This is a genomic window from Mycobacterium sp. smrl_JER01 (genome assembly GCF_048513595.2).
Classification (GTDB): Bacteria; Actinomycetota; Actinomycetes; order Mycobacteriales; family Mycobacteriaceae; genus Mycobacterium.
In genome coordinates this window covers 138,158-154,302 of sequence record NZ_JBLXXK020000002.1, presented here as the reverse complement: position 1 = coordinate 154,302, position 16,145 = coordinate 138,158, and the positions used below count along the sequence as shown (strand labels likewise).

Below are 16,145 nucleotides of genomic sequence, written 5' to 3'. Positions count from 1 at the left end.
CAAGCGGCAGCTATCGGCCCGCATTGGTCTAGCCAGCGTCGAGTAGCAGACTCATCACTTTGGCGCTGTTCTTTATGATGTGGTGGCTCAGGGGTAAGAACGGGAATCCTGAGCTAAGCAAGTACAGCTGCAGTGATGCCATTCCGTATTTCGAAGCCTTCGCGCGCCAGTTCGCGATCAGCTCCATCATGTTGGGATTGTTGCCCCACGTCGCCCCGGCATCGGCCATCCCTTCCAGAAGTTGGAGGTCGGATATCGGCACGATGCCCGGCGCGTACACCTGCGGGGAGAGGTGTTTGAAGACCTTGTGACCGCGCACATTGATGTCGAACTGGGTGAGAAGTCCGTTGACGACGCCGGCGTCAGGCACGACGACGAGTGGGACGTACATCGTCGTCGTGCCGACCTTCTCGTTGCCCCAGCCGCCATGTGTCCTCACGAGGTCGATGGTCGAGAGCAGCTGCCCGAACTTCCCCTCGCTCGCGTCGGCGAAGATCTGCTCGATCTCATCGCTGTACTCATCCCAGGTCGCCAACCCCTGCGCCGCCTTGTCTTTCACCGCGTGATTCGTCGCATCGATCACGACGCAGTGCTCGTTGCCGAAGATCATCCAGTCACATACTGACGGCGTGTCTTTCGTTGTCCACGCGGCCTGCATCTCGTGTTCATCGACGATCGTGGTCAGATGAGGACACTTGTCGAAGATCCGGTGCAAGATCCCCCCGACGAAGACCTCAAACGCGTCACAAATGGCTGTCTTGAACCGATTTCTAAGGCTTGCGGTGCTGAAGCTGGCCCACGCTTCAAAGTAGAGCTGCGATCCGCACAGTCGGTCGATCACCCATTGACGGCGCAGCAGAACGAAGGTGTCGTCGTTCACGGCCAGGAACGGAAATCTGGTGAGCGTGTAGCGCTGGTTGCCGATTGCACCCCTTCTGCGATCCCCTTTCAGCTCGTCTCTGTACGGCTCCAACGACCTCGCCATGGTGGCGAATAGCAGGTCAATTGCGCTGGCCGCGGCACCATCGGCGAGCAGCTCCTGGCGCGTGAACCGCACCTGTGCGGTACCGCTGTTACGCTCGATGATTCGGGCGCCCAGGCGCATCACTTCAAGCAGTTCGACACCGGTCGCGATCTTGAAGGCCTCTGCTGGGGTTTCCCCCAAGCCCTTGGTGTTTGATCTCGGCGCCCACTCGGTGAACCACAAGTCGTAGGTGTTGGACAACGCTATTTCGTACTTGAGTGGCTGATTGAATAGCGAGGAGGCAATCTCCTTTTGGATGTGCGGCCGCGCGAACTCATGGGTCTCTTCGAGACCCATTTTCGGCAATTTCCTTTGCAGCCTCGCGATTTCCTCGTCAGTGGGTACGTCACCTGCGAACTCCGGGTCAGATTCCTGTTCGGAGAGAATCGACAACAGGAGGTGCACCAAACTGTTTCGATCAATGGGCGGTGCTGCCGGATCCGGCGATGCGCACTCAATGATCTCGCGCTGCAGCTGAGCGGTCGCCCGAGGGGCGACAAGACGGTCGTTATAGATGATCGCGCGATTGAGGGCTGCCTCGCACACGCCGCCACTGCCCCCGCCGGCAAGGAAGTCGCGCTCAACGACGTCAACGCGCTGCGTAGTGGTATAGGCCAAGTCCCACTGCCCCTGGAGACGGGAGACAGTTTCGAGCACGTCGTAGAGACCGACGCCGGCAAGCACAGCGCACCTCTCATCGACGCTCAGCGGCGTGCATCCCACACGTCCGGCGACCATCAGCTGGCCCTGTGCGCCCAGGACGCCCATCAGCTGCGAAATCGGGTCGCCGTTGCCCCCGCCGCTGCCACCCGGTGGAGTCGCCCAAGGCGGTATCGAGCCGGCGCGACCTGCCCCACCCGCCGTGGTGCTCAGGCTCCCCTTGCTGCCGTCGCGCTCGCGCTTCGCGGCGCGCTCTCGCCGGATTCTCGCCCCTTTGCCCATACGCCCTCCCTTAGCAGGGAATACACGATATTGCTGACATCGGCGCAGCGCTGTGATTCAGTGGACACACCCACATGACCTGGGGGTTTGGATGGGGGAAGATCCGCGCGACGACGCAACTGCACCGAGCGGTCAGCCCGCGCCACACGAGGGCCACGTCGAAAATGACGCTATGCAGTCCGGGGAACAGTCGGCTGCCGCCGATTCGGTAACAGAAACACCACCCGAGTACGGCGGCGCTGCGGACGCCGGAACCCCCCGCGGCCGCCACATCATCGATACGTTCCGCCCCATCATGGCGTTGGCTCGCAAATCCACAATTACGCTTGTCATATTGATTCTCGTGCCCATTTTCACAGCATTTGTCGGCGGCGTTCTCGGCGGCATTATTGTATGGCGCTTCACCTACAGCCAGGAACGGGCCGACCAGGCCCAAGACGAGACGGACAAACGCGAGCAGGCTGCTGAACAGGAAAGAATTCGGGAAAGCAATCCGCTGGACATCCGCGTCTCCAGCCCTCTTGTGAACATTCCCGGAATGTATGAATTCGCCCTCGTTGTCACCGACCCAGACCGGTTAGAACTCGGTCCGGAACCGCCGCTCGACCAGAGCTGTCCGCAGCTCTGGTCGAAGGGGACCCAGGCTGGCGGAAAACCGCCGACGTGGAACCGCTACAACGTGACCGTCAGTGGAAACGTACCCAGTACCGTGGCAATTGTCGGGCTACGCGCGACGATCACGAAACGCGCGGATCCCGAGAACGGGGCGCTGCTCATGTGCATGCCCATCCAGATGGGCACCGGCGCCCAGCAGGGCCCGAAACTAACGTTCGATCTGACAAGTTCAGACCAGGCCGAGGCGGTGGTCACCACAGGAACTGGCGGCCCCGCCCAGCAATTTCATGACGGCTTTCAACTCCACGTCCCGCAGAACGATGCCACCAACTTCACCATAGAGGCGCGACTACCCGACGCCAGTGTTGAGTGGCATGTCGAAGCAGACATCGTTTTCGGCGACACGGCTCGGACGATAGTCATTAATGACACCGCAAATAAAACTGATTTCAGCAGTCCGGGCCTACTCCCCACAGGGAACTACGAGGAACTGATCCTTGGCTGGGGCGGAGTGATTCCGGGTACATGGTCACGTGGCAACAGCGTGGCCGAATTGGAATCCCTTCTCGGACGGGAGGTTGTGCTCCCGAACCCGGCAACCGATCCTGAGGTGTTCGCGCCGCCCCAACCGGGAAGCCAGACCACCAATCCGCCGGGGTAGTCGCACCATCAGCTTCGACGAGGGCAGCACAAGCGCCCGGTTGCCGCTCCTGATGCAGCCGCGAACCACCCACCAAACGATGATCAGGGGTGGCGGCGACCGCGGGTCGGTCGGCGTCGGCGCCGTGGCTACACCCATTCACGCAGCCGCGGTAGGGCCATGGCCAGCCGGTCGAACAGTTCGGGCCATCCTTTTTGCAGCCAGGCGATGTGGCCGTTGGACAGCTGGGAGGCGTCGATGATCGAGTCGACCCGGATCCGGTCTACCGGGGCGCCGAGGGCGGAGAGTTTGCTGTAAAGAGGGTTGGGGGCGATCCCGCGGCCGGCGAGGTATTCGAAGACGTGGCTGGGTTGCCAGTCCCAGATCGGCCCAAGGGTGACTGTTCCGTCCTTTCGGCGCACCTCACCCCCCTGCTCGGCGCGGATCTTTTCCCGCGATCGCGCGGTCCGGGATGCGGTGTACGCGGCGAGCTGGCTGCTGTAGAGGGTGCGCCGCGCCGGCGATTCTTGTGCGCGCACACCCCACATCGAGCCTTGACCGAAGTGTTGGTGAGCGAGTGCGGCAGGTCGGGCGATCATCACTTCCGCCAGCGGACCGCCCAGCCCACGGTCTGGGGCCTGGTGGTCGAACCCGCCGCCGGCGATCAGAAGGGTCAACAGATCCGGCTCGGCCGGGATCACATGGAGGTTCAGCTTCCATGTGTCAGCGAGATCTCCGATATAGCTGAGGGTTTCGGGGAACTGCAGACCGCTGTCGTAGAACACGACCGGGACATTGGGGTCGACCCGACGCGCCAGGTCGACCACCACGGTGGAGTCCTTGCCTCCACTCCAGGCGACAAATCCGTCGTAGGTTTCGAGGTGCTCGGCGATGCGTTCGAGTAGCTGCGGGATCCGGCCGGGCCCGCGCCGGCGGGCCGCGATGCGCCGCAGCTGCTCCAGGTCGAGCGGGTCAGTGCTCACGCACGCCGCTCCTGGCTGGCCGCGCGACGTGTCGCAGGCGCGGTCGGGGACTGCTCAGCCAGCTCGATGTGGGTGCCGCGGGGAAACAATGCCCGCAGGTAGTTCTCCACCAGCGTGGCTGCCCCGCTGCCGTCGTGTCGCGATTCGGCTGCCACGGTGCCATCCCAGTACACCCACTGACCACCGCGTTTGAACCCGAACGGGGCCAAGGTGTCCTCGTTGATGTGGCGGCGCACGAAACTGCGGGCGGCACCAGTGACAAAAGACCAATTCTCGCCGGCGAAGGTGACGCTGCCGTCCTCATCGGCCACGTCAGCCAGTGAGCTCGGCAAAACGACCCGCGCCAGACAGCTCTCCTGGGGTAGCCGCCGGCCGCGGCCTCGCGCAGCCCGGTAGTGGCCGTTGCGGCCTGCCTTGTTGGGACCGATCTCGGATCGATTGGGGTGCACCAACCACTGCTCGGCCATCACCGCTCCCTCAGTTGAATAACGATCCGTTCACCGAAACCCCCTGTTTCGCCCGCCTTTTCGTAGGGCGCGTACTCGACTGAGGCCACTTCGAACTGCATACCCCGCGGCAGCAGGTGGGTGGTGTCCTCGACACTGTCGGATCGACCGAAGTACATACCACGACTGGTCACCATCTCGAACACCAGATGTCGGTCACTGTCATGTCCGGGCGTCTCGTGCAGGTTGTGCCTTGTCACCGTGAACTGGTCAAAGTCAACGACTGAGCCGCGGCGCAGGTTCGCCGGCACGTCACGCAGCCGTCGCACATCAGGGTGAGTATCGGGAAGCTGCACGGCCACATACACGCGGTGACTTCGGTCATTCTCCCGTTCGTAGGCCTGGACCAACCGATCTAAACGCTGTACCACGACACGATCGGCGTCATCGAGACGCTGCACATCACCGGCGGCCAGATGCAGCGCCCGATTCACGCGCCGCCACTGCGCGGGGTCTTCCTCGCTCAGCAAGGTACGGACCGCGCGATGCTGTGAGGCCGGCGCACGATCGAGGACCCGGTTCTTCACCACCGAGCGCAGCTTGCGCTGCCGGCCACTGAGGGCTTCACGAAACTCGTCGAGTGCGGGAAGCTCCGCGCGCAGCCGATCGGATTCGACTGAACTGACATCGCGCGGTGTCGCCCGGTCACGATCCCGCGCCGCACGGGTCTGCGAGGAGTCGCCATCACGGGCCTCGTCGATAATCCGGTTTGCCAACCGCAGAAAGTCGCGATCGCTCATTACATCGGCAGCCACTTCCCGGGCAGCCTTGATCTCGCGCTCGGAGACGGTGCCGCCTTCGATGTCAACGACCAACGGCTCACGGTTGGGTCGAGCGGTCTTGGCGCCCACGAGCTCAGAACCACCGCCGGCCAGGCCGGCTACCGGGAGACCGCCCGCTCGATGACACGCTCACACAGCAAGTCTAGAAATCCGAGGCAAGAGGACCATGCAGGTCGCCGGGGAGGGGCGGCCCCCAGCGTGTCTCTGCACCCAGGGGCCGCCGGGAGACGATCACTCCCAATCCCAGTGTGCGTTTAGTGCCCGCCACGCTAGCAGCACAACGACGATCACCCGGCCAGGAGCCGTACCCTGGGGCGGCGATGCTCTCCGACCCCGCTGCGGCCGCCTGGATCGCCGCCGGCCGCCCCGCCGGCGACATCCCGACATCCCAGGACGCCCCATGCGGGCGGTGCGGAGACCCGTGCCCCACAGTGCCCAGCTCGCGCGTCGTGCGAGAGAAATTCACCGACCTCGACAGCTGGCCCTACGGAACACGCCGACTCTGCCCCGCCTGCGCCTGGATCTACACCCGGCCACCCACCACCCAGAACAGCCTCCACATCGCGACCGCCACTGCCCCGGGCACCGTCTATGAGCATCCACAGCCGCACACCCTCGCCGGCCTGCTCACAGCCCCCGACGGCCTCCCCCACACCGACGCCGTCATCGTGGTCGTCGCCAAACGCCGCCACCTGCTACCGACCGCGCAATGGGCGCACCTGGCCACCGACGGCCTGGTCCTTCGATGGGACCACGCCTACGCCGCCCGATTGGCCGAGCTGTGCTGGCTACGCAGCACCCTCGGCGCCACCTGGCCGCAGCTGACACGTCCAGCACCACCAACCCACCTCCTCAAGTCTCAACCAGCCGACACCTGGACGAAAATCTTGACCGCATGGGAACGGCTCCAGCCGTGGCGAAGCACCCCACCACTGTGGGCCGCCGCGCGCGTCCTGACCAGGACACCACCAGAGTCACCTTCACCGCCGCGACCCTGACCACCGGCTACTGTGACGCCCATGCCGGAGGCCCAAACACCCACCCGCACCTGGCAAGCACTCGCCCCCGAGCTACCGCCGTTGCCCGGACCCGCCGACACTGCCGAACGCCTACTACTGCTGCTGCACTACGGAATCGACTGGGACACCAGCTGGGTAGCCGAACCCCGCCACCGCAAGACCTACTGGGATGAGGCCCTGCCCGGACGTGTACGCCGTGCCGCCTACCGCGCCGACACCCTCGACCGGTGGTGGTCAGACGTCTGCGGAACACTGGGCGCGCCCGCCCCACGCCAGCGCGATCGCCGCCTGGAACTGGCGACGCTACTCTGCCAACCCTCGATCCCCGTGATCGATGAGCTGCGCCACAAACTGCCCGCCCGCATCCTGCGCGTCCGGATCATCGCCGAGGCCGTCGCCGAGAAACGCAACGCGGACCGCCCATGACGGCACTGAGCACCATCCGCTGGGACATCGACATCGTGGCGCTGTCGTCCATCGTTCACCGCGAGGACTACAGCTCGGTGGGAACCGACAACTTCGCACTGTTCCGACGCGAGAAGATCCTCTCCGCTGACGGCACCATGACTGAGGTCCCCATCGTGTCGGGGTCCAGCTTCCGAGGAGTCCTGCGCCGCATCGGCGAACAACACACCGCCGCGATCCTCGACTACGAGAGCACCCTTCCCGTCCCGGCGGCCCACCTGCTCACCAACGGCGGCCGCCTCGCCAAATCCGCCCGACCCCTGACAGACGAAAGCGAACGCCAACTGAAAACCTTGCTCCCGCTCATCGCCGTCTTCGGTGGCGCCGCATCAGGGCGCATCATGTCCGGGCTGCTCACCGTCGGCAAGGTCCTGCCCGAGATCGCCGAGCTCGCCCACATCCTGCCGCGGCCCCCACACAGCGACCCAGCGCCACCGGCGGTGCTCAGCGTCGCCGAAGAGCCCTTCACCCACCTCGCCGACCACCGCCCCAACACCCACCAACCTCCCACCCAGGACACCGACGAGACCAGCCCTCTGGGCCGCTACTACGTCGAGACCCTGCCCGCCGGCACACGCCTGCAGAGCTGGATTCAGCTCACCAACGCCACCGACAACGAGATCAGCTTCCTGTCCACCGTCCTAGACACCTTCACCACCCGCGGACACCTCGGCGGCCGCATCGCCAGCGGCCACGGCCAGATCCGCGCCACAGCCACACCCACCACGTTGCGCGGCGCCGTCCCCGACCCCCTGCCCGACTGGACCGACGAGCTACGCACGCACCGCGATCAAGCCATCAGCGCCCTCACGGCCTTGACTTAACACCGATGCGTCCCCTGCTGATCACCGCAACGACCCCGCACGGCGTCGTCCTCGCACGCCCATGGGGCATCGCGCTCGACGGCCTGCTCGCCTCGGTGCTGTGGCACCGGCGCAAAGCCGACGCCCGATGCGCCGGCCAGCAGCTGACCTACCACCCCGACGCTGCACCGGCCGACGTCGAGCTTCCGCTGGCACGATGTGGAACACCCGGCCAAGAAGCCGACTGGCACTGGATGGCCACATTCTGCGACCTACACCCCCGCCAACCCGCGGAGCCCGATATCCGTTGGCGCACAATGCGCACTGACAGATCCCGCCTCCAGCACCTCGCGCCCACCATCGGATCCCAAGCCGTCTCCGACAGCGCTGGCCGATACCAGCGGCGCGTCATCCCCGTGATGGCCCATCCTGCGTCCACGCTGACGTGGCGTGCTGTCGGCGACCCCGATGCGATCGCCGACCTGACCGCAGACCTCACCTCGATTGGCAAACACCGCGCCGTTGGCGAAGGTTTCGTCTCACGCTGGGAGATCAGCCACCTCGACGATGTCACCGAGTGGGAAGCCGGCCACCAGCACGAGCCTGGCGTCCTTGGCCGAACATGCCCACCGCGGTGCGTCAACGACGCCACTCTGACCGGATCCTTGGGTACCGCCGCAGTCAGACCCCCATACATCCATCCGGGAAACCGAACCACCGCCTACTATCCAGCGCGGTAGACAGGCAGACCGGCCCGCCACGCATCAACACACACCGCGCCGAGGTTCCGCCCCCGGCCCGGACCTCCGGGATTGCCTGGCCTGACCATGATTGGCGATCCAGCGGCGAACCTGCCGCGCTCATACCCCGGTCGCACGGTGACAACGCACGAAGGCAGATCTTGCAGAACGTGCGAGCCACGGCGCGCGCTCGTAGGTGTCGTACCCTGCGACAACCACGAGAACCGACGCCGGCATAGTTTCCGCTGCGCCGGTAACACGTTGCGGTTGCGTCCAGCAGAGTGGTGTACGAGTCGGACCTGATCAGCGGTACCGGCGTGTCGTAGCCGAAGGATTGAAGGTCATCGCGTGATTCTTCGAGAGACCGACCAAAGTCACTCGAGCACTACCTCGCCGACCTGAGCGAGTTGAGCATCGAACGCCGCCGCAGCCACATCGGCACGCTCAACGGGCTGTTCACCGCGATCCGCCAGCACCACTGGCACTCGGGCCTGGCCGCCACGGTCACCTTCTACAACGAGGACTACCCGCACCGCGCCGAGTTGCTGCCCCGGGCACTGGCCGAGCAGGTCATGACCCAGCTCGAACACCCGGCCAACCTCGACCGGTTCGACAACCGCACCTACCGGCTGATCACCATCGTGCTCATGCGCAGCGGATTGCGGGTCACCGACGCGCTGCGGCTGCGCGCCGACTGCATCACCACCGACGCCGAAGGCGCCCCCTACCTGCGCTACTTCAATCACAAGATGCGCCGCGACGCCCTGGTCCCCATCGACGCCGAGCTGGTCGACCAGATCAACGAACACCGCCGCCGCACCCTCGACCGCTGGCCGGGCGGGCCACTCGCCGACGCCGCCTGGGCCAAACAACGCCTGGCACAGGCAACCCAGGCCCTGCCCACCGGCTACTGCGGCGGGCTGCCGCTGCTCGCAGGACACCGAACATGCGCTCTGACAACAGCATTCACCTCGTCACCGCCGCCCGCCAACGCCACGAACTCGCCCGCGCAAAAGCCCTGGCCGCCCTGCACGAGCTCGACGCACCCGCCAGCCCATCACTTTCAGCACCGTCGCCGACGCCGCAGGCGTCTCCCGTTCCTGGCTCTACGCTCAGACCGACGTCAAAGACGAGATCCGGCGCCTGCGCGCCCGCAACCAGCCCCGGCCGACCCCAACGATTCCGTCCCGGCAACAGTCCAGCGACCAATCCCTGCGCCAGCGCCTCGACATCGCGCTACGCCGCAACCGCGAACTCACCGACGAAAACCAGCGGCTACGCCGCCAACTCGCTGTCGTTCTCGGCCAGAACCGAACCGCGACACCCCACCCCCCACCACATCGCAATCGGATAACGATCGGCCCATGCTGAACCGCCAGCGCACCCACCCTCACGACCGTCATCGACACCGTCCACAACACGAAACACCAGCTCAGACGACCGCACCTGCACCGGACTCCAGATAACGCAAGAGCGGCTCAACAACGAAATCCGCGGAACTTCACGCCACCGGATATGACCGTATGAACCCCGGCATCGAAGTCGACTCACCAGGCGGACCCACCATGGAAGTGATCGATCCGTTCTCCAACACGATTCGGTTCTGCCAGACCACCGCATAGAACGCGGTCACCGGGTGGTCTTTGACCGCCCGGTGACCGATTGCCGTTGTCTCGTTTCTAAAGAATCGAGACCGATCACTTCCTGTCTCAAGTGGCGGGGCCTGGTGCCTCCATCTCGGCGTGCGGGTTGCGTGGGGTGGGCCGGTCGATCTGCTCACGCAGGATGTCTCCGTGTCCGGCGTGGCGCGCGAATTCTTGAATCATGGCCAGCAGCGTCCACCGCATGCTGACGGTTCCTTCTCGCGGGTTGTCCTTGGTGTCGTCGAGGTCGAAGCCGGCCGCGATCTCACGCGACTTTTGGCTGGCGCGCTGAAACTCGGCGATGACGTCAGCGAGCGACTCGTCGTCGGTCACGGTGAAGGTGCCTTCGTCACGGCGTGAGTAACCATCGCATTCGGATTCCTCAAGTCCCGCCCAGAACCGCTGAAACCAAATCCTCTCTGCGCCAGCGGCATGCTTGATCAGTGAGATGGGCGTCGTCAGCGATGCAACAAGTCGGCGTCGGGCTTGGGCTTCGGTGAGACCACGGACGGTCTCGATGAGCGCTTCGCGGTTGTGGTCAAGCAGATTCTCGATGATCAATCGCTCGGTACCATTACGTATTTGGTTGTCCGGCATGGCATTTACTCTCTTTCTCTTTGGTTGGGGTTTGGTCACAAGGCGGTGGTAGATGCACACTCAAGTAGTGAGTGGTTTTGAGCGCTTACTTGCCGCGGCGCGGGCCGTGGTCGCTCCGCGGCAGTTAACGGAGTCCGCTGTGTGCGGCACTGTCGGCGCCGCGATAGAGACGGCTACCGGCGATGTGTTCGTGGGTGTCTGCGTGGACACCGCGTCATCGCTGGGGTTTTGCGCTGAGCATTCAGCCGCGGCCGCGATGCTTACCGCAGGTCAAAGCGAGATCGTCCGAATGGTGGCAGTGGACCGCCACGGCGCGGTACTTGCTCCCTGCGGGCGCTGCCGGGAATTCATCATCCAGCTCGATGAGGCCAACGTAGACACCCTCGTGATGACCGACTTAGACAGCTCGATCGCGCTGCGCGAGCTGCTGCCGTTCAGATGATCGTACGGTAGTCGGCCCCGCTAACTCGACTCTCAAAGCCCGTAGCTTCCGCAGGCGTTTGAGGTCGTCTCGTTTCTAGAGAAACGAGGTCGATCAGTTCCTGTCTCACCAAGAGAGATGTGCGGGCAGGGCGCTAGAAACGTTTGCGCGATACGGATTTACGTGGTGGCTGATTTGCTATCGCCGTCGGCTACCTCGGGATTGAGGATGTAGAGCCCGGCAATCGTTCGATCGTCGCGGAAGGTGATGCGAGCGACGAAATCGCCGGCCTCGAAGGCCAATGGCGTGTTGGTGACGGTGAAGTCGCCAGCGCGCACGGCCTCCGTGTCTCCGTATTTTTCGTATGCGCCGGCCATCCCCGCGAGGTAGGCCTGGCATGTCCCCGGTGAACGGGGCCATCTTGTTTTAGAGTCCTGTTGCCCGTGACCTGGGCCGGATAGGACGATAGAGAATATGGCTGGACGGAAGCGGAACTCCGCGGAAGACATCGTGCGCAAGCTGCGACGCGCAGACGAGCTGGCTGCGGCGGGCAAGACCCAGGAGGAGATCGCCGGCGAGCTCGAGGTGTCGGCGGCGACGTTGTACAACTGGCGCCGCCAGTACGGCGGGATGGACACCGACGCGGCGAAGGAACTCAAGGAGCTCCGCGAGCAGAACGGCCGGCTCAAACGCCTGCTCGCCGATGCCGAGCTGGAGAAGGACGCATTGCGGGAGGTGGCGCGGGGAAAATTTTAGACCCGGCTGCTAAGCGCCGCGCCGTGGACATGCTCGTCACAACGATGAAGCTGTCGAAACGGTTGGCGTGCAGAGCGGTTGGGCTGCCCCGCTCCACCTATGCCCGCACCCCGGTCGCACAGACGCCCGCCGATCCCGATGCGGATCTGAGGGCCACGCTGCGCATCTACGCACGCGAACACCCGCTGCACGGGTTCCGGCGCGCGTGGGCGCACCTCAAGCACGACCAGGGCGTACTGGTGAACAAGAAGAAGGTGCACCGGCTGTGGAAAGAAGAGGGTCTGCAGGTCCGGATCTACCACCCTCGCAAACGCGCCGGCGTCTCCACGATGCCGCAGATCGAAGCAGATGCGCCGAAGGTGGTCTGGGCGATTGATTTTCAGTTCGACTCCACCGTCGACGATAAGGCCATCAAAATCTGCTCGATGATCGACGAGCACACCCGGCTGTCGTTGTTGAACATCGTGGAGCGCTCGATCACCGCCGAGCGGTTGACGGTGGAGTTGGACAAGGCATTCGCTTTGTGGGGCGGGCCGCCGCTGGTGCTCCGGATGGACAACGGACCGGAGTTCATTTCACATGTGCTGCAACAGTTCTGCGGCGACCGCATCGGAATCTCCTACATCCCACCGGGCACGCCGTGGAACAACGGACACATCGAATCTTTCAACAACCGGCTACGGAAGGAGTGCCTGAACCGCAACCACTGGACGAGTCTCCTCGAGGCGCGGGTGGTAATCGAGGACTTCAAAGACGACCACAACAACCGACACCGGCACTCATCTCTGGGCTACCTCACCCCGGCCGAGTACTCTGCCCGATGCAGCCACACCCACCACCCCGTGGAAGGCTGCCAGATCGACTGACATCAATCACATACGGCTCTAGAACAAAGTGGTCCGACTATCGGGGACCTGCCAGGCCCACGCCTCGGCGAGTCCCGCTTCCGTGAGACCCGCGCGCATCGTCTCATCGAAGCGCTCAGTGATATCGGCCCACCGGGCGTGAGCGTGATCATCGATGACTGCCCGGGCTAGCTCAATGGCTTCAGGAAGCGGACTGGTATCCATGACTTCTCCGTTTCGAGGATCGATGGGCTTGCCGTATTTCTGGAAAGCGGCCTGGCGTGAAACGCCAAGCACTTGGCCGATTTCCTGCCATGTCCGGCCCGCCTCTCGTGCCTGTCGTACAGCCGCAGCCATCAATGCCTCGGCTCCGCCCCGGATTTGGTGCGCTGCACGCACCAGATCAATCGGATCGCTGTCGCTATTGAAAACCGGGGCGGCAAGGATCTGGCCGAGTTGGCGATGAAGCTGTTGGCCAGCCAGCATGAACGAACCTGACATACGTCAATACATTATTGACGTTCGTAGATTTGTCAACTTTAGATTGACAAGAACTCTCAGCGACCACCGATCTGAACAGATGTTTGCTGGCCCAGAAGCCTGTCACGTTTGTAGAGATTTGAGGTCGATCACATCCCGTCTCGGTTCTTCACGGCTGCGGTGCATTGGGCCGCCGGTAGCGTGGTCGGTTGTGTCTGAGGACCGACCGTTTCCCGAATCGCAGGTGTATAACCATGGGCTTCTCGACGTGGGGGACTGCAACCTTGTGTACTGGGAGACCAGGGGCAACCCCAATGGTCGACCGGCGCTGGTCGTGCACGGCGGACCGGGATCGGGTAGGCCGCGTGGCGCCCACAAGGGGTTCGATCCCGAGGGATTTCAGATCGTGCTGTTTGATCAGCGCGGATGCGGTGACAGCAAGCCCCACGCCAGTAACCCGGCGACCGACATGGCGCACAACACCACCGAACACTTGCTCGCCGACATGGAAACCTTGCGTGAGCACCTTGGTATCGACCGGTGGCTGCTCTACGGAGGCTCCTGGGCGTCGACGCTGATCCTGGCCTACGCCCAACGCCACCCCGATCGGGTGATCGGAATCGTCCTGGTCGGAGTGACCATGACCCGATCTCAGGAGATCGACTGGCTCTATGGCGGACTGCGTCTGCTCTTCCCCGTCGAATGGGAACGGTTTCGCGCGGGGGCACCCGAGCGCGACCGCGACGGGAACCTCGTCGAGGCCTACCGGCAGCTGATGGAGAACACGAACGTCGCCGTGCGGGAGCAGGCTGCACACAACTGGTGCGCATGGGAAGACGCCGTCATTGCCCACGAAAGCTTGGGCAGTCCCGGTCAGTACGGTGCGAAACCGGACGTAGCGAAGCTGGCGTTCGTGCGAATTTGCACGCACTACTTTGCCCATCGCGCGTGGCTTGATGACGGTCAGTTACTGCGAGACGCCCACCGCCTGAAAGGAATCCCCGGAGTCTTGATCCACGGGCGTCTCGACCTGTCAGGCCCGCTGCTCACCGCATGGGAACTCGCTCAGGCGTGGCCGGACGCCGACCTAAGGATCATCGAGGACTCCGGTCACACCGGCAGCCCTGCCATGGGAGCCGCAGTCATCGACGCCATCGCCAGGTTTCACCCGCTGCGTTCAGTTCTAGAGAATTGATGTCGATCAGATTCTGGCTCGGGTCACGGTGCCCCAGTACACGCCTATGCCCTGTCATCAATCAGGGATTGAATCCGTTGCTGGCAGTCAGTAACGTCACTGTATGGGTTCGATGCGACCCGCCGCCCGCGCCAAAAAATTGGTGAGGTGAACGCATCCGGCTCGGTCACCACCACACTCGTCTACGAGCACACGGTGCCTGGACAATCAGCAACGCGGGCACTGATCGCACACCGGCATCGGAAACGTAGGTGAAGTGATGGATCTGACCCTTGACGACGCCAAGCGCGCCGCACGCATACTCCGGGACCAACTACCCGCCGCCAATCTGACGCACTCCAAGGCTTTGGAAATCGTGGCCCAGCAGCTCGGTTTCCGGGACTGGAACACCGCAGCTGCGGGGCTCCCAACCCGCCAGGGCATGAGCGCACCCGTGCCCGTCCTCCGTAGCCTCGATGAAACCCGGGCACGCGAGTTCTACATCGACTACCTGCATTTCACCATCGAATGGGAACACCGCTTCGAGTACGCGCAATCAATCCTCTACATGCGGCTGCGCCGCGACCGGTTCGTACTCGACCTCTCTGAACACCACGGCGACGGCACCCCGGGCTCGACCGTATGGGTACCAATCAGTGACGTCGCGGCGCTACACAAAGAACTCCACGCCACCGGATATGACCGCATGAACCCCGGCATCGAAGCCGACTCACCAGGCGGACCCACCATGGAAGTCATCGACCCGTTCTCCAACACGATCCGGTTCTGCCAGACCACCGCATAGAACGCGGTCACCGGGTGGTCTCTGACTGTTGGCCGTCTTTCGGGATGACGACCATGGGGTAGTGGATCGTCGTTGAGGTTGCCGATCTGGAGGCCCGGATTGTTGCGGAGTTGCTGGTGTTGGTGTGCACCGTCAGGGTGAGGACGTACTGATGGGTCGCGCGGCACCCCGCTGAAGTCTTGGCGGGCTCGCAGGGTGCCGCGCTGTAGTGCACGGAGGCACTCATGGTGACGGTAGAGGCTGATCTCGTTCACGTCGAGTCCCGGCTGGCGTCCGGGCAGATGGACTGCCCGTCCTGCCCCGACGGCGTATTGGCCTGCTGGGGTTTCGCCCGTGTCCGCCGTGTCCACGGCGTCACCGGCCCGGTGCGTCCGCGGCGGGCTCGATGCCGGTCATGCCGAGTCACACACGTGTTGCTGCCAGTGATGGCACTGTTGCGCAGGGGGTATGGCGCACAGACTATTTGGAACGCGCTGGTCTTGCGGTCCCGTGGTTGGGGGCATCGCCGAATCGCAGAGAACCTGGGGGTGCCGGCGAGCACGGTGCGGGGATGGCTGCGCCGGGTGACCGGGCGTGTCGAGTCGATGCGGGCGTGGTTCCTCCAGGTCGCGGTGGGCACCGGGATCGACGTGGCAATCCCAGATGGGTCTGGCTGCGGCTGGAGTGACCTGGTGGCCGCGATCGCCACCGCCGCCGCGGCGATCGGTGCGCGGTTCGGCCCGGCTGGGGTGCTGGGCGTGATGACGCCACCGCTGGTGATGGTGGCGGTCAGCGGCGGCAGGTTGTTGGCGCCGTGCTGGCCGCCGGCTGCCCGGCGCATCTGAGCAACACCAGTTGCCCCTGACGTGGGGCTCACGTGATCGGTGATCCTCGCCAAGGCACCTGCCCGACAATCGGTTTCGGGC

Annotated in this window: 18 protein-coding genes and 1 pseudogene; 12 read left to right on the top strand and 7 right to left on the bottom strand. The window is 64.1% G+C overall.

Going from position 1 to position 16,145, the window contains the following annotated elements:
- Nucleotides 1–28: 28 nt before the first annotated feature.
- Entirely contained in the window at nt 29–1,966 is a 1,938-nt protein-coding gene (locus ACNUDN_RS28965; protein WP_011896160.1) for a hypothetical protein, read from the bottom strand.
- Nucleotides 1,967–2,138: 172 nt separating this feature from the next.
- Here ACNUDN_RS28965 and ACNUDN_RS28960 point away from each other — a divergent pair, with 172 nt between their 5' ends.
- Nucleotides 2,139–3,242 (top strand): hypothetical protein, encoded by a 1,104-nt coding sequence (locus ACNUDN_RS28960; protein ID WP_041801100.1) that lies wholly within the window; start codon nt 2,139–2,141, stop codon nt 3,240–3,242.
- Nucleotides 3,243–3,370: 128 nt separating this feature from the next.
- Here the strand turns inward: ACNUDN_RS28960 and ACNUDN_RS28955 are convergent, their stop codons facing one another.
- The 3 genes from ACNUDN_RS28955 to ACNUDN_RS28945 are packed head-to-tail and all read right to left on the bottom strand — an operon-like array spanning nt 3,371 to nt 5,561.
- Complete coding sequence (locus tag ACNUDN_RS28955; protein ID WP_011896162.1) at nt 3,371–4,204, bottom strand: phosphoadenosine phosphosulfate reductase domain-containing protein; 834 nt, start codon at nt 4,202–4,204, stop codon at nt 3,371–3,373.
- Nucleotides 4,201–4,671, bottom strand: coding sequence for a hypothetical protein (locus tag ACNUDN_RS28950; RefSeq protein ID WP_011896163.1), 471 nt, complete (start codon nt 4,669–4,671; stop codon nt 4,201–4,203). The genes ACNUDN_RS28955 and ACNUDN_RS28950 overlap by 4 nt, the downstream gene beginning before the upstream one ends.
- On the bottom strand, nt 4,671–5,561 hold the full coding sequence (locus tag ACNUDN_RS28945; protein ID WP_011896164.1) for a hypothetical protein: 891 nt from the start codon (nt 5,559–5,561) through the stop codon (nt 4,671–4,673). Before ACNUDN_RS28945 ends, ACNUDN_RS28950 begins: the two co-directional genes overlap by 1 nt.
- A 251-nt stretch (nt 5,562–5,812) precedes the next feature.
- On the opposite strand from ACNUDN_RS28945, the gene ACNUDN_RS28940 reads away from it, so the two are divergent.
- From ACNUDN_RS28940 to ACNUDN_RS28915, 6 genes and pseudogenes are all read left to right on the top strand, one after another.
- Complete coding sequence (locus tag ACNUDN_RS28940) at nt 5,813–6,490, top strand: hypothetical protein (RefSeq protein ID WP_011896165.1); 678 nt, start codon at nt 5,813–5,815, stop codon at nt 6,488–6,490.
- 21 nt (nt 6,491–6,511) lie between these two features.
- Complete coding sequence (locus ACNUDN_RS28935) at nt 6,512–6,937, top strand: hypothetical protein (protein WP_011896166.1); 426 nt, start codon at nt 6,512–6,514, stop codon at nt 6,935–6,937.
- Nucleotides 6,934–7,800, top strand: coding sequence for an RAMP superfamily CRISPR-associated protein (locus ACNUDN_RS28930; protein ID WP_011896167.1), 867 nt, complete (start codon nt 6,934–6,936; stop codon nt 7,798–7,800). The genes ACNUDN_RS28935 and ACNUDN_RS28930 overlap by 4 nt, the downstream gene beginning before the upstream one ends.
- Before the next feature lie 5 nt (nt 7,801–7,805).
- Nucleotides 7,806–8,519, top strand: a complete 714-nt coding sequence (locus ACNUDN_RS28925; RefSeq protein ID WP_011896168.1) for a hypothetical protein — start codon at nt 7,806–7,808, stop codon at nt 8,517–8,519.
- 407 nt (nt 8,520–8,926) lie between these two features.
- The gene (locus ACNUDN_RS28920) at nt 8,927–9,985 is read left to right on the top strand and encodes a site-specific integrase (protein WP_011896169.1); all 1,059 of its coding nucleotides are present in this window, start codon (nt 8,927–8,929) and stop codon (nt 9,983–9,985) included.
- 39 nt (nt 9,986–10,024) lie between these two features.
- Nucleotides 10,025–10,141: pseudogene (locus tag ACNUDN_RS28915) on the top strand (glyoxalase superfamily protein); the annotation flags it as partial.
- An 87-nt stretch (nt 10,142–10,228) separates the two neighbouring features.
- On the opposite strand, the gene ACNUDN_RS28910 reads toward ACNUDN_RS28915, so the two are convergent.
- Nucleotides 10,229–10,759 (bottom strand): DinB family protein, encoded by a 531-nt coding sequence (locus ACNUDN_RS28910; RefSeq protein ID WP_011896170.1) that lies wholly within the window; start codon nt 10,757–10,759, stop codon nt 10,229–10,231.
- Nucleotides 10,760–10,826: 67 nt separating this feature from the next.
- On the opposite strand from ACNUDN_RS28910, the gene ACNUDN_RS28905 reads away from it, so the two are divergent.
- Nucleotides 10,827–11,201 carry a cytidine deaminase family protein gene (locus ACNUDN_RS28905; protein WP_199203337.1) on the top strand — a complete coding sequence of 125 codons (375 nt, stop codon included), beginning with the start codon at nt 10,827–10,829 and terminating at the stop codon, nt 11,199–11,201.
- 158 nt (nt 11,202–11,359) lie between these two features.
- On the opposite strand, the gene ACNUDN_RS28900 is transcribed toward ACNUDN_RS28905, so the two are convergent.
- Entirely contained in the window at nt 11,360–11,557 is a 198-nt protein-coding gene (locus tag ACNUDN_RS28900; RefSeq protein WP_041801103.1) for a hypothetical protein, read from the bottom strand.
- A gap of 97 nt (nt 11,558–11,654) precedes the next feature.
- On the opposite strand from ACNUDN_RS28900, the gene ACNUDN_RS28895 reads away from it, so the two are divergent.
- A protein-coding gene (locus ACNUDN_RS28895; RefSeq protein WP_085981177.1) for an IS3 family transposase occupies nt 11,655–12,802 on the top strand; the annotation gives its coding sequence in 2 pieces (ribosomal slippage) (nt 11,655–11,931 and nt 11,931–12,802; 1,149 coding nt in all).
- 18 nt (nt 12,803–12,820) lie between these two features.
- Here ACNUDN_RS28895 and ACNUDN_RS28890 read toward each other — a convergent pair.
- Nucleotides 12,821–13,282: a hypothetical protein gene (locus ACNUDN_RS28890; protein ID WP_011896174.1), complete on the bottom strand. Its 462-nt coding sequence runs from the start codon at nt 13,280–13,282 to the stop codon at nt 12,821–12,823.
- A 190-nt stretch (nt 13,283–13,472) separates the two neighbouring features.
- Between ACNUDN_RS28890 and pip the strand changes: the two genes are divergently transcribed.
- The 3 genes from pip to ACNUDN_RS28875 all read left to right on the top strand — a co-directional run bounded on the left by pip (nt 13,473) and on the right by ACNUDN_RS28875 (nt 16,064).
- Nucleotides 13,473–14,456 carry a prolyl aminopeptidase gene (pip, locus tag ACNUDN_RS28885; RefSeq protein WP_011896175.1) on the top strand — a complete coding sequence of 328 codons (984 nt, stop codon included), beginning with the start codon at nt 13,473–13,475 and terminating at the stop codon, nt 14,454–14,456.
- 259 nt (nt 14,457–14,715) lie between these two features.
- Nucleotides 14,716–15,240: a glyoxalase superfamily protein gene (locus ACNUDN_RS28880; protein WP_011896176.1), complete on the top strand. Its 525-nt coding sequence runs from the start codon at nt 14,716–14,718 to the stop codon at nt 15,238–15,240.
- A 224-nt stretch (nt 15,241–15,464) separates the two neighbouring features.
- The gene (locus ACNUDN_RS28875) at nt 15,465–16,064 is read left to right on the top strand and encodes a helix-turn-helix domain-containing protein (RefSeq protein ID WP_099248877.1); all 600 of its coding nucleotides are present in this window, start codon (nt 15,465–15,467) and stop codon (nt 16,062–16,064) included.
- Nucleotides 16,065–16,145 lie beyond the last annotated feature (81 nt).